The organism is Streptomyces sp., from assembly GCF_031181705.1.
GTDB lineage: Bacteria > Actinomycetota > Actinomycetes > Streptomycetales > Streptomycetaceae > Streptomyces.
Map to the genome: position 1 here is coordinate 25,140 of NZ_JAPSKN010000003.1, position 12,428 is coordinate 37,567.

The 12,428-nt window shown below is 74.6% G+C and carries 11 protein-coding genes; 2 read left to right on the forward strand and 9 right to left on the reverse strand.

Going from position 1 to position 12,428, the window contains the following annotated elements:
• Nucleotides 1-30: 30 nt before the first annotated feature.
• The 3 genes from ectB to RIN80_RS01280 form a co-directional block, all read right to left on the reverse strand.
• Nucleotides 31-1,302, reverse strand: a complete 1,272-nt coding sequence (gene ectB, locus RIN80_RS01270; RefSeq protein ID WP_309093565.1) for a diaminobutyrate--2-oxoglutarate transaminase — start codon at nucleotides 1,300-1,302, stop codon at nucleotides 31-33.
• Between the two features lie 95 nt (nucleotides 1,303-1,397).
• Entirely contained in the window at nucleotides 1,398-1,904 is a 507-nt protein-coding gene (gene ectA, locus RIN80_RS01275; protein WP_309093566.1) for a diaminobutyrate acetyltransferase, read from the reverse strand.
• 350 nt (nucleotides 1,905-2,254) lie between these two features.
• Nucleotides 2,255-3,370 carry an aminotransferase class V-fold PLP-dependent enzyme gene (locus tag RIN80_RS01280; protein WP_309093567.1) on the reverse strand — a complete coding sequence of 372 codons (1,116 nt, stop codon included), beginning with the start codon at nucleotides 3,368-3,370 and terminating at the stop codon, nucleotides 2,255-2,257.
• A 136-nt stretch (nucleotides 3,371-3,506) separates the two neighbouring features.
• On the opposite strand from RIN80_RS01280, the gene RIN80_RS01285 reads away from it, so the two are divergent.
• The gene (locus tag RIN80_RS01285) at nucleotides 3,507-4,604 is read left to right on the forward strand and encodes an amidohydrolase family protein (protein ID WP_309093568.1); all 1,098 of its coding nucleotides are present in this window, start codon (nucleotides 3,507-3,509) and stop codon (nucleotides 4,602-4,604) included.
• Between the two features lie 152 nt (nucleotides 4,605-4,756).
• Nucleotides 4,757-5,650 carry an SCO1860 family LAETG-anchored protein gene (locus RIN80_RS01290; RefSeq protein WP_309093569.1) on the forward strand — a complete coding sequence of 298 codons (894 nt, stop codon included), beginning with the start codon at nucleotides 4,757-4,759 and terminating at the stop codon, nucleotides 5,648-5,650.
• Between the two features lie 440 nt (nucleotides 5,651-6,090).
• Here the strand turns inward: RIN80_RS01290 and cobC are convergent, their stop codons facing one another.
• The 6 genes from cobC to cobM are packed head-to-tail and all read right to left on the reverse strand — an operon-like array spanning nucleotide 6,091 to nucleotide 12,402.
• Complete coding sequence (cobC, locus tag RIN80_RS01295) at nucleotides 6,091-7,146, reverse strand: Rv2231c family pyridoxal phosphate-dependent protein CobC (protein WP_309093570.1); 1,056 nt, start codon at nucleotides 7,144-7,146, stop codon at nucleotides 6,091-6,093.
• Nucleotides 7,136-8,074, reverse strand: coding sequence for a sirohydrochlorin chelatase (locus RIN80_RS01300; RefSeq protein WP_309093571.1), 939 nt, complete (start codon nucleotides 8,072-8,074; stop codon nucleotides 7,136-7,138). Before RIN80_RS01300 ends, cobC begins: the two co-directional genes overlap by 11 nt.
• Nucleotides 8,071-8,658, reverse strand: coding sequence for a precorrin-8X methylmutase (locus tag RIN80_RS01305; RefSeq protein WP_309093572.1), 588 nt, complete (start codon nucleotides 8,656-8,658; stop codon nucleotides 8,071-8,073). Before RIN80_RS01305 ends, RIN80_RS01300 begins: the two co-directional genes overlap by 4 nt.
• Nucleotides 8,655-10,355: a precorrin-3B C(17)-methyltransferase gene (cobJ, locus tag RIN80_RS01310; protein WP_309093573.1), complete on the reverse strand. Its 1,701-nt coding sequence runs from the start codon at nucleotides 10,353-10,355 to the stop codon at nucleotides 8,655-8,657. Before cobJ ends, RIN80_RS01305 begins: the two co-directional genes overlap by 4 nt.
• Nucleotides 10,352-11,587, reverse strand: coding sequence for a precorrin-6y C5,15-methyltransferase (decarboxylating) subunit CbiE (gene cbiE, locus RIN80_RS01315; RefSeq protein ID WP_309093574.1), 1,236 nt, complete (start codon nucleotides 11,585-11,587; stop codon nucleotides 10,352-10,354). Before cbiE ends, cobJ begins: the two co-directional genes overlap by 4 nt.
• Nucleotides 11,584-12,402, reverse strand: coding sequence for a precorrin-4 C(11)-methyltransferase (cobM, locus tag RIN80_RS01320; protein ID WP_309093575.1), 819 nt, complete (start codon nucleotides 12,400-12,402; stop codon nucleotides 11,584-11,586). The genes cbiE and cobM overlap by 4 nt, the downstream gene beginning before the upstream one ends.
• Nucleotides 12,403-12,428 lie beyond the last annotated feature (26 nt).

The following is a 12,428-nucleotide window of genomic DNA, read 5'->3' on the forward strand; positions in this document are numbered from 1 at the left end:
TAGGTGGGTGGTGCTGTGGTGCCGGTGAGGTCAGGCGGTCTCGCGGACGGCGCGGGCCAGCGTGCTGAGGCCCTCGTCCAGTTCCTCGGGCGTGATGGTGAGCGCGGGAAGCAGTTTCACGACCTCGCTCTCCGGGCCGGACGTCTCGATGAGCAACCCGAGTTCGAAGGCGCGCTTGGCGACCTTGCCGGCGCGGGCCTTGTCGTGGAACTCCATGCCCCACACCAGGCCGCGGCCCCGGTACTCCTTCACGTCGGCCAGGTTCTCCTCGGTGATGGAGATCAGCGCCTGCTCGACCTGCTCGCCCCGCGTGCGGGTCTGCTTCTCCATCGCGGAGCCGTCGGCCCAGTACGTCTCCAGGGCCGCGGTCGCCGTGACGAACGCGGGGTTGTTGCCGCGGAAGGTGCCGTTGTGCTCGCCGGGCTCCCAGATGTCGAGCTCGGGCTTGAACAGGCACAGCGACATGGGCAGGCCGTAGCCGCTGATGGACTTGGAGACGGTGACGATGTCCGGGGTGATGCCCGCCTCCTCGAAGGAGAAGAACGCGCCGGTGCGGCCGCAGCCCATCTGGATGTCGTCGACGATCAGCAGCATGTCCTGCCGCTCGCACAGGTCGGCCAGCGCGCGCAGCCACTCGGGCCGGGCCACGTTGATGCCGCCCTCGCCCTGCACGGTCTCCACGATCACCGCGGCCGGCTTGTTCAGGCCTGAGCCCTGGTCCTCCAGGAGCCGCTCGAACCACAGGAAGTCCGGGACCTGGCCGTCGAAGTAGTTGTCGAACGGCATCGGTGTGCCGTGCACCAGCGGGATGCCCGCGCCGGCCCGCTTGAAGGCGTTGCCGGTGACGGCCAGCGAGCCCAGCGACATGCCGTGGAAGGCGTTGGTGAACGACACGATCGCCTCGCGCCCCTTCACCTTCCGCGCCAGCTTCAGCGCGGACTCCACGGCGTTGGTGCCGGTCGGGCCCGGGAACATGACCTTGTACGGCAGGTCGCGCGGGCGCAGCAGCAGGTTCTGGAAGGTCTCGAGGAAGCGGCGCTTGGCCGTGGTCGACATGTCGAGCCCGTGCGTGACGCCGTCCCGCTCCAGGTAGTCGATCAGCGCGCGTTTCAGGACGGGGTTGTTGTGCCCGTAGTTCAGTGACCCCGCTCCGGCGAAGAAGTCGAGGTACTCGTGGCCGTCCTCGTCGTACATGCGGCTGCCCACCGCACGGTCGAAGACGGTCGGCCAGCCGCGGCAGTAGCTGCGCACCTCGGACTCCAGGGTCTCGAAGACGCTCAGGTCGGGCTGGGTGATGGTCACGACGAATCGCTCCTCGGTGCGTGGGGGAAGTGTGCGAACTGCGAAGTGTGCGAACTGCGAAGTCTGTGAAGTCTGCGGGGGGCGGGCGGGACGTCTCAGCGGGGCAGCGGTCCGATGCGGTACAGGACCTCCGGGTCGTGCGGCCCGTCGGGGAACAGGCCCGTGTCGAACAGCACCTCGCGCTCCAGCGGCGCGCCGTGCCGCTCGGCGAAGGACGTGAACAGGCGCTCCGAGGCGGCGTTGCCCGGAGTGATGGTCGTCTCCACCGTCGTCACCGCGCGCTCGGCGACGGTCCGCGCGACCAGACCGTCGAGCAGCGCCGCGGCCAGACCGCGCCCGCGGTGCGCCTCGTCCACGGCCACCTGCCACACCAGCAGGGTGTGCGGGCTGTCCGGTCGCACGTACCCGGTGAGGAAGCCCATCGGCTCGCCGCGCTCGTCACGCGCGACGGCCGACGTGGCGGCGAAGTCGCGGCACCACAGCAGATAGCTGTAGGACGAGTTCAGGTCGAGAACCTTCGAGTCCTTGGCCATCCGCCACAGTGCGGCCCCGTCGGCCACTGTGGGTCGGTCGATTTGCACATCAGCTTGAACGGCGGTCATGCAAATCGAACTTACCCAGCGATATTCAAAAATGCATCGCCGATCGGGGTTACGGATGACCCCGCTCTGTGTTATCGCGCGAACGCGAGGCTGGGGCGGGAGGTGCGGCGGGATGCCCGAGAATGTCCGGGTAATACCGGGCAAAAGGGGCGCTGTGTGTAACGCGTCACAGCCATGTAGCCCCCACGGGATCTGCCGGAATTACCTCGCGAAAGGTCCTCGAAATCTGCGCGTTTAGGACCTGCAAAAGCGGGCAGAAGAGTACGGGAAGCTATTCTTGGAAGAATTCTTCATTGTGTTCCAGCTTACATGCGGGCAAACTCGGAAAACACCTGGAATTCACCGGCCGGTCACCGGCGGGCCGGGGACCGCCACGCGTCCTCGACAGCCCGCAGCGCCCCCTGCACGTCCACCGTCACGCCCTGCTCGGCCAGCGCCGCCCCGAGCGCCGTCAGGCCGGCCCGGACGGCCCCGGGCGTCGCGTCGGCGCCGTAGTGGTTGACCCGGATCATCTCCTTGGCCAGCGCACCCCCGCCGGCGGCGATCGGCAGCGCCGGGTCCGCCGCCAGCGCCCGCCCCACCAGCTCCGAGGCGACCACCCCGGCCGGGACGCGCAGGGTCGTGGCGACCGGAGCCGCGTCCCGGGCCTCGCGCACGTACGGCTCCAGCCCGCCGCCGAGCGCGACCGCCCCGGCGCGGGTGGCCGCAGCGGCCGACGCGTGCCGCGCCATCACCACGTCCAGGCCCACCGCCTCGATCCGCTCCACGCACGCCTCCAGCGCGAGCATCTCCAACTGCGCCGGAGCGTGCAGCAGCGCCTTGCGGCCGCCGTCGATCCACCGCTCCTTCCAGTCCAGCAGCGACAGGTACGACCGCCGCGGCGCCCGCGGGTTCCCCGCCATCCGGGCCCAGGCCCGCTCGCTCACCGACACCGCCGACACCCCGGCCGGGCCGCCCATCGCCTTCTGCGCGCCGATGACGCACAGGTCGACGCCCCACGCGTCCGGCAGCACCGGCTCGGCCCCGATCGACGCCACCGCGTCCAGGTAGAACAGCGCCCCGTGCGCCCGCACCACCTCGCCGATCTCCGCGACCGGGTTGGTGTTGCCGGTGGCCGCCTCCGCGTGCACCAGGGACACGAAGTCGATCTCCGGGTGCGCGGCGAAGGACTCCCGGATCTGCTCGGCGGTCACCGCCGTGTGGAAGGGCACCGCCAGGTCGATCACCGTCGCGCCGCAGTCCCGCAGCCAGTCGCCGAAGGTCTGCCCGTAGGGGCCCGTGATGACGTTCAGCGCCGTCGTTCCCGGACCGGCCGTGGCGCGGATCGCGCCCTCCAACGGCAGCAGCGCCTCGCCCTGCATGATCACGACGTCCTGCTCGGTGCTCAGCAGCCGCGCCACACGGTCCTCGATCGCGGCGAAACGGTCCGCGCCGAGCGGGGCCAGGTCCAGAAACGGATGCGTCACAGCAATGCTCTCTTCACTCACAGGTTCGACGGCAACGAGGGTAACCGGCGGGTACCGCGCCCCCCGTACGCGAGGCCCAGGGGGGACCGCCCGCCCCCCTGCGAGGTGCCGCCCGCGGCTCACTAAGGTGCCGTGCATGAGCGATCACGCGGTGCTGCACGTGAAGGGACGGGTGCTCGTCGGGCCCGAGGACGTCCGGGACGAACTGTGGGTCGTCGACGGCCGTATCTCCTACGACCGGCCGGCCGGTGCCCGCGACGTCCGCACGGTCGAGGGCTGGGCGCTGCCCGGCCTCGTCGACGCGCACTGCCACGTCGGGCTCGACCGGCACGGCGCGGTCCCGCGGGACGTCGCCGAGCAGCAGGCGCTGACCGACCGGGACGCGGGCACCCTGCTGATCCGCGACGCGGGCTCGCCCTCCGACACCCGCTGGGTCGACGACCGCGAGGACCTGCCGAAGATCATCCGTGCGGGGCGGCACATCGCCCGCACCCGGCGCTACATCCGCAACTACGCCTGGGAGATCGAACCGGACGACCTGGTCGCCTACGTCGCCCAGGAGGCCCGGCGCGGCGACGGCTGGGTCAAGCTGGTCGGCGACTGGATCGACCGCGACCTCGGCGATCTGTCGGCCTGCTGGCCCCGCGGCGCGGTGGAGGCGGCGATCGCCGAGGCGCACCGGCTCGGCGCCCGCGTCACCGCGCACTGCTTCGCCGAGAGCTCCCTGCGCGACCTCGTCGAGGCGGGCATCGACTGCATCGAGCACGCGACGGGCCTGACCGAGGACCTCGTCCCGCTGTTCGCCGAGCGGGGCGTCGCCATCGTGCCGACCCTCGTCAACATCGCCACCTTCCCGCGGCTCGCCGACGGCGGCGAGGCCAAGTTCCCGCGCTGGTCGGCTCATATGCGCCGGCTCCACGCCCGCCGCTACGACACGGTCCGGGGCGCCTACGACGCCGGGATCCCCGTCTTCGTCGGCACCGACGCCGGCGGCGGACTCGCCCACGGCCTGGCGGCGGCCGAGGTCGCCGAACTGGTCACCGCGGGCATCCCGCCCGTCGAGGCCCTGGCGGCCGGCACCTGGAAGGCGCGCGCCTGGCTCGGCCGGCCCGGCCTGGACGAGGGCGCCCCGGCCGACCTCGTCGTCTACGACGAGGACCCGCGCGCGGACGTGCGCGTGCTGGCGGCCCCGCGTCGGGTGGTGCTCAACGGGCGTGTGGTGGGCGGGGCGTGAGGGCCACGCCGGGGAACGCCTGTGCCGCGAGATTCGCATCCATTGGCGATATCGCCCCGTTGGGGTGAAGCGCTGTCGGATCGCTGACGGGGGGCGCGCGGCGGGGTGATTCTGTCCGGGTCCCGAGCCTGTCTCTTCTGGGAGTCCCCGCCGTGAACAGCACTTCCTTCCGCATGCCCGCACACCGTCTGGCGGTCCTCGCCACGGCGACGGCCCTCGCCGCCGGACCCGCGGTCCTGGCCGGCGCGAGCCCGGCGCACGCCACCGGCGACCACGGGCGCGCGAGCGCCGCCGTCCTGCGCACCGGCCTCGACGTCTCGCTGCTGAACAAGTCGGTCAACGCCCCGCTGGCCGTCTCCCTCAACGAGGTCGAGGCCCCGGGCAGCGCCGAGAAGACCACGCTGACGGCCCGTCTGGACGCGGTGGACGGCGGCCGGCCGTTCAGCGTGCTGCGCGCGGAGGTGGCCCGGGCGACGGCCACCACGACCGCCGCGAAGGCCGAGGGGAAGACCACCCTGGCCCACGCCCGCCTGCACGTCCCGGGCCTGCCGCTGCTGTCGCTGATCGAGATCGAGCAGGTCACCTCCACGGCCACGTGCGAGGTGGGGAGGAAGCCGGTCGCCACGACCGACCTGCCCGGCTCGGTCACCGTGCTGGGCAAGCGCGTGAACCTGACCGCCGGCGGCCCGACCGACGTCACGGTGCCGGGCGTCGGCGAGGTGCGCCTGGACCTGTCGAACACCCGGACGACGGCCCGCTCGGCCGCCGCCACCGCCCTCGAACTCAAGGTCTCCGTCAACCCGCTGAAGCTGAACGTCGCCGAGGTCGACGGCACGCTCACCCTGGCCGAGGCGACCTGCAAGACTCCCAGCCCCGCGACGACCCCCTCCGCCCCACCCGCCGGCATCGAGCCCCAGGGCGCCCCCGCAGAGGCCGACCTGGCCGAGACGGGCGGCGGTTCGTCGACGCCCTACCTCGTGGGCGGCGCGGTGGTCTTGCTGGCCGGGGGCGGGGGAGCGGTGCTCCTGGCCCGGCGGCGCGGGTGACGCCGTAGCCGGGCGTCGCCGGTGTCGTCGCAGGCTGGCGGCGCGGGTGACGCTGCAGCCCGGCGCCGCGGCTGCTTCGCGGCCGGCTTCGCGGGTGTCGCCGCAAGCTGGCGGCGTGGCCGGCGCCGCGGCCCGGCGTCGCGGGGGTCGCCGCAGTGGGCCCCGTGTCGTCCTGGCCGGGGCGGCGGCCGCACGGGGACCCGATCGACCGGGCCGAGGGGGCGGACCTCGAGGGGGCCCATCGTCCTGGCCGGGGCGGCGGCCGCACGGGGACCCGATCGATCCGGCCGTGACGGCGACGGCACGGGGACCCGATCGACCCCGGCCGAAGGGGCGGGCCGCACGGGCATCCCGTGCCCCGGGGGAGGGAGACCGCGGCGCGTGCCCTCCGCGGTCGTGCGGAACCTCGCGTGCTCGGGGGCTCACGCCACAGCGCCCGGTCAGCTCCTCAGGGCCCGCTCCAGCGCCGTCAGGAAGCCGTCGACGGTCGTGCGGTCCCGGACCGCCAGGCGCAGCCACTCCTCGTCCAGGCCCGGGAACGTGTCCCCGCGGCGCACGGCGTAGCCGAGGTCGCGCAGGCGGCGGCGCACGGCCCCCGCCCGCGGCAGGCGGATCAGCAGGAACGGGCCCTGCGCGGGTTCGACCACCCGCAGCCCGGCCGGGGTGAAGCGGGCCAGGCCGGCCAGCAGGTACGCGCGGTCCGCCGCGACGCGGTGGGCCGCGTGCGCGGCCTCGGTCACCGCCCGGGGCGCCACGCACGCCTCGGCCGCCGCCAGCGCCGGTGTCGACACCGGCCACAGCGGCTGGGCCCGCTCCAGGTCCGCCACGGTCTCGGGCGCCGCCAGCACGTACCCGATGCGCAGCCCGGCCAGCCCCCAGGTCTTGGTCAGGCTGCGCAGCACCACGAGACCGGGCACGTCGACCCGCCCGGCCAGGGACTCCCGTTCACCGGGCACGGCGTCCATGAACGCCTCGTCCACCACGAGCACCCGCCCGGGCCGCGCGAGGGAGGCCACGGCGTCCGCCGCGTGCAGCACCGACGTCGGGTTCGTGGGGTTGCCGATCACCACGAGGTCCGCGTCCTCGGGGACGGCCGCCGGGTCGAGCCGGAAGCCGTCCTCCTCCCGCAGCAGCACCCGCCCGACCGTGTGCCCCGCGTCCCGCAGCGCCGCCTCCGGCTCCGTGAACTGCGGATGCACCACGACCGGCCGCCGTACCTTCAGCGCCCGGGCCAGCAGCACGAACGCCTCCGCGGCGCCCGCCGTCAGCAGCACCCGCTCCACCGGCACACCGTGCCGCGCCGCCACCGCCGCGCGCGCCGCCCGCCCGTCCGGGTAGGCGGCCAGTCCGGTGAGCGACGCCGCGATGTGCTCCCGCAGCCACACCGGCGGCGTGTCCGCGCGGACGTTCACGGCCAGGTCGACCAGCGAGCCGCCGTGGTCCCGGACCTCCGCGTCCCCGTGGTGGCGCAGGTCGTGCCCGCTGTCAGCGCGCATGCGAGTGCGCGCCGTGGTGATGACCGTGCCCGTGGCCATGACCGTGGTGGTGGTCGTCGTCGTCCGGGTGGAAGTGCGGCTGCTGCGGCATCCCCACCTTGTCCTCGAAGCCAGGCAGCGCGATGCGGTACACGCACGAGTCGCAGTTCATCCGCAGGTCGCCCTTGACGGCCTCCTCGTACCGCTCCCACACCAGGTCCAGCAGCTCCGGCTCGGGACCGATGACGTCGGCCGAGCGCACCTCGACCTCCGGGTGCGCGGCCGCCCAGCCCTCCGTCTGCTGCCGCACCCGGTCCGGCAGGATGCCCGTGAACAGGAAGTAGGGCAGTACCACGATCCGGCGGGCGCCCAGCCGCACGCACCGGTCGAGCCCGCTCGGCACGTCCGGCGCCGCCAGCGACACGAACGCCGTCTCCACGCCCGCGTAGCCGCGCCCCTCCCACAGCAGCCGCGCCGCCTTGTGCACCTCGGCGTTGGCGTCCGGGTCCGTCGACCCGCGCCCCACCAGCAGCACCGTCACCTCGGACCGGTCCCCGGGCGTGCGCCCGGGGCCGGCGCCCAGCGCCTCGTCCAGCCGCCGCTCCAGCACGCTCAGCAGCGCCGGGTGCGGGCCGAGGGGACGCCCGTAGGTGTACGAGATGCCGGGGTGGCGCTCCTTCTCGCGGGCCAGCGCGGCCGGGATGTCGCCCTTGGCGTGCCCGGCCGACACCAGCATCAGCGGCACGGCGGCGAAGCGCCGCACGCCCCGCTCCACGAGTTCGGTCACGGCCTCGCCCAGCGGCGGCGGGGACAGTTCGATGAAGCCGCCCGCGACGGGCAGTTCGGGGTGGCGGGCCCCCAGCTCCCGTACGAAGTCGCGGAACGCCTCGGCTCCGGCGTCGTCCCGGGTGCCGTGGCCGGCGATGAGCAGGGCGGGCGGGGTGGTCACAGTTTCTCCTCGGCGGAAGCGGGGTGGTACAGCAGGGCGTTGAGCGCGGCGGCGGCGACCGCCGAGCCGCCCTTCTCGGACACGTTGCTCACGGCGGGCAGCCCGCTCTCGCGCAGCGCGGCCTTCGATTCGACGGCGCCGACGAACCCGACGGGCAGGCCGATGACGAGCGCCGGTTCGGCGTCCAGGGTCAGCAGTTCCTCCAGCGCGGTCGGGGCGTTGCCGATCACCCACAGGGCGCCCGGCCCGACCTGCTCGTAGGCGAGCCGGATCGCGTGCGCGGACCGGGTCAGCCCGGGCCCGGACTCGGCGTCCCTCAGCCGGCAGACGGTCTCGCGGCGGGTGATGCCGGCCCCGACCATCTCCACGTCCACGACGACGGGCGCCCCGGCGTGCAGCGCGGCGTGCGCCTTCTCCAGGTCGGCCTCGGCCATCACCAGGTCGGTGGCGTAGTCGAGGTCGGCGGCGGAGTGGATGACCCGCTCCACGACCGCCCGGGTCAGCGGCGGGAGGTGCGAGGTGTCCAGCCGGGCGCGCAGCCGACGGTAGGACTCCACCTCGATGGGGTGCACGACGCGGTTCACGCGGCGCCCTCCCGCCCGCTCTGCCACCGGTAGCCGCGCGGCGTCACCATGCGCCCCGCGATCTCCCGGGTCGCCGTGTTGCCCACGGTCACGACCGTCATCATGTCGACCGTCGCCGGGTCGAGAGCGCCCAGCGTGGTGAGCCGGCTGGACTCGTCCGGCCGGGAGGCGTTGCGGACCACACCGACCGGCGTGGCCGGCGCCCGGTGCTCGGCGAGGATCGCCAGGGCCTTCGGCAACTGCCAGTCCCGGCCGCGTGAACGGGGGTTGTAGAAGGTGACGACGATGTCCGCCTCGGCCGCCGCCCGCACCCGGCGCTCGATGACCTCCCACGGCGTGTGCAGGTCGGACAGGCTGATCGACACGTGGTCGTGGCCGAGCGGCGCACCGAGGATCGCGGCCGCCGCGAGGGCCGCCGTCACCCCGGGCACACCGACCACGTCGATGTCGTCGGACGCCTCGGCGAGCGCGGGCGAGGCCATGGCGTACACGCCCGCGTCGCCGCTGCCGATCAGCGCGACGGCCTGCCCCTTGCGGGCCTCCTCGACGGCGGTGCGGGCCCGCTCCTCCTCGGCCCCGAGCCCCGACTCCAGCACCCGCGTGCCGGGCCGCAGCAGGTCCCGGATCTGGTCGACGTACTGGTCGAGCCCGACGAGCACGGCGGCGCGCCGCAGTTCGGCCTTCGCACGCGGCGTCAGCAGGTCCCGGGCGCCCGGCCCGAGCCCGACCACCGCCAGCCGCCCGCGCCCGGGCCGCCGTACGACGGCACAGGTCGCCATCGCCGGGGTGCCGTCGACGCGCTCCGACTTCCGCTTCGGCACGAGGAGTTCGCCGCCGCGCAGGAGGGCCGCGGCCTCCGCGACGGAGGGCGTGCCGACGGCGGCGAGGGGCGCGTCGGACGGATTGGGCACCTCGATCCCGGCCAGCTCCCCGGCCGGGTACGTCACCAGCGGCACCCCGAGGCGCCGCGCGGCCTCGACGATCCCGGGCTCCTCGGCCTTGGCGTCGACGGTGGCGACCTCGGCGAGGCTGCGGGCGGACAGCCCCGCCTCCCGCAACGCCGTCTCGACCAGCCCCAGCACCTCCTCGGCCGGCACGCCCGAGGAGGCGCCCACGCCGACGACGAGGGACGGGGGCCGCAGCACCACTTCACCCGGCGCCGCCCCGACGAGCCGGTCGGTCAGCCGGATCGTGTACGCCCCCTCGGCCCCGACCGGGAGCGGCGGCAGCGGCCAGGGCACCTCGGCCCGCAGCGCCACCGGCTCACCGTCGAGCAGGGCCCGCGAGACCCCGGCGACATCGCCCTCCACGGGCAGTCCGAGCGTGTCGAGGCCGGGCAGGTCGGCGGCGTCCGTCGCCGTGGTCACCACGGGCTCCGCGCCCAGCACCTCACCGACCGCGCGGGCCAGTTCGTTCGCGCCGCCGCCGTGCCCGCCGGCCAGCGGCACGGCGAACCGCCCGGCCTCGTCCACGCAGACCACGCCCGGGTCGCTCGCCTTGTCGGCCAGCAGCGGGCCGACGATCCGGACGACCGCCCCGGCCGCCAGGAAGCACACGAGTTGCTCGCACTCCGCGAACGCCCGCCGGACGGCGTCCCCCACGGGCCCTTCGTACACGCGGGTGCGGTCCGGCCACGCCGCGGCCAGCCGGTCGCGTGCCGCCGCCCCCGCCGCGGTGGCGGAAATGAGGCCGATCACTGGGCAACTCCCTCACGATCCAGGGGCTCACGGACACCCCACAACAGGAAAACCGGATTGGTCGCCGCCAGCCGGGTCACATCGCCCGGCAGCGGCGCGAGCCGGGACGACTGCGACAGCACCCCGTCGCAGGAGAACCCGGCGCTCGTCAGGGCCCCGCGGACGGCCGGCACCCGGTCGAGCGCGGCCATCGCGACGACCACCGCGCGCCGGGCCCGCCGGGCGCACGCGGCGACGATCGCGGGCAGTTCCCGCCCGCCGCCCCCGACGAACACGGCGTCCGGGTCGTCGGCGAGCCCGTCCAGCGCGGCCGGCGCCGTGCCGTGCACCACGCGCACGTCCACCCCGTGCGCGGCGGCGTTGGCGCGGACGCGCTCGACCCCGTCGGGCGTCTTCTCCACGGCGACGGCCGCCGCCCCGAGCCGGGCGCACTCCACGGCCACCGAGCCGGAGCCCGCGCCCACGTCCCACACCAGGTCGCCCAGCCGGGGACCCAGCCGGGCCAGGGCCAGCGCCCGCACCTCGAACTTGGTGATCATCGAGTCGCGGTGGGCGAACTCCGCCTCATCCAGGGCCCAGCCGGCCGGCTGCTCCCCGGGTCCCGCGACCGTGCGCACGGGCCCGAGCGCCCGCGTCTCCTCCAGGCACAGCACCACGTTCACCGCCGTGCCCCAGTCCCGGACGGCGGCCTCGGCGGGCGTCACCCGCTCCACGCGTTCGTCCGCCGAGCCGAGCCCGCAGGCGACGACCAGCACCCGGTTCCAGCCCGCCAGGGCCGCACCCAGCTCGGCCGGACCGGCACCCGGCCCGGTCAGCACGGCCGTCTTGGCCCGCGCCCGGCACACGTTGACGGCCGTGCGCAGCCCACGCCCGTGGGCGCTCACCACCACGGCGTCGTCCCACGGCAGCCCGGTCCGCGCGAACGCGGCGGCGACCGACGACACCCCGGGCCGCACGTCCAGCCGCTCCGGCCCGAACCGCTCGGCCAGCACCCGGACGATCCCGAAGAACCCGGGGTCCCCGGAGGCCAGCACCACCACCGGCCGGTCCTTCGCGAGGTACTCCCCGATGGTGTCGAGGGCAGGTGCGAGCGGTCCGAGCACGACCCGCTCGGCGCCGTCCGGCAGCCGGGCGGCGTCCAGGTGCCGCCGCCCGCCCACGACCAGTCCGGCACCGGCGAGGACGTCACCGGAAGGCACCGCCCCCGTCCCCGTACCGATCACCGTGATCACGTACTCGCCCCCCGCTCGCGCAGCGCCCGGCGGGCCTGAGGGTCGGCCTTGCGGTAGCCGTGGAAGTGCCCCGGGTGGTACAGGTGCGAGCGCGTGCCGTGCGCGTCGAGGGCCGGGCCGACCAGGAACAGCGTGTGCTTCCAGAGCTTGTGCTCCTTGACCGTCTCCTCCAGCGTGCCGATCGTGCACTTCACGACCAGTTCCTCCGGCCAGGTCGCCTGGTAGGCCACCACGACCGGGGTCGTCGTCGGATACCCGCCCTCCAGCAGCTCCCGCACCAGCTGCCCGCTGCGGGCGGCGGACAGGAACACGGCCATGGTCGTGCCGTGCTTGGCGAACTCGCGGACCTCCTCGCCGGGCGGCATGGGCGTCTTGCCGCCGCCGAGCCGGGTCAGCACCACGGACTGCGCGACCTCCGGGATGGTCAGCTCGCGCTGCGCCAGCGCCGCCACGGCCGAGAAGGAGGAGACACCGGGCACGATCTCGGTGGCGATGCCGAGCTCGGCGCACCGGTCGAGCTGCTCCTGCGTGCCGCCCCACAGGGCGGGGTCGCCGGAGTGGATACGGGCCACCTTCAGGCCGTCGCGGCGGGCCCGTTCGTACACGGCGACGACGTCCTCCAGGGACATGGTCGCCGAGTCGAGGACCTCCGCGTCCTCGCGCGCGTGGTCGAGGACCTCGGCCTGGACCAGGCTGGCCGCCCAGATCACGACGTCGGCCTCGGCGATGGCGCGCGCGGCGCGGAACGTCAGCAGGTCGGCGGCGCCGGGGCCGGCACCGACGAAGGTCACTTTGCCGGCGGGGGCGTCGGCCATGGGTGGGTCCTCTCGTACAGGGGTTT

Coding starts and splice junctions, on each gene's coding strand:
- cobM (WP_309093575.1), bottom strand. CDS start 12,402: ATGGCCGACGCCCCCGCCGGCAAAGTGACCTTCGTCGGTGCCGGCCCC.
- cobC (WP_309093570.1), bottom strand. CDS start 7,146: ATGCGCGCTGACAGCGGGCACGACCTGCGCCACCACGGGGACGCGGAG.
- ectA (WP_309093566.1), bottom strand. CDS start 1,904: ATGACCGCCGTTCAAGCTGATGTGCAAATCGACCGACCCACAGTGGCC.
- RIN80_RS01285 (WP_309093568.1), top strand. CDS start 3,507: ATGAGCGATCACGCGGTGCTGCACGTGAAGGGACGGGTGCTCGTCGGG.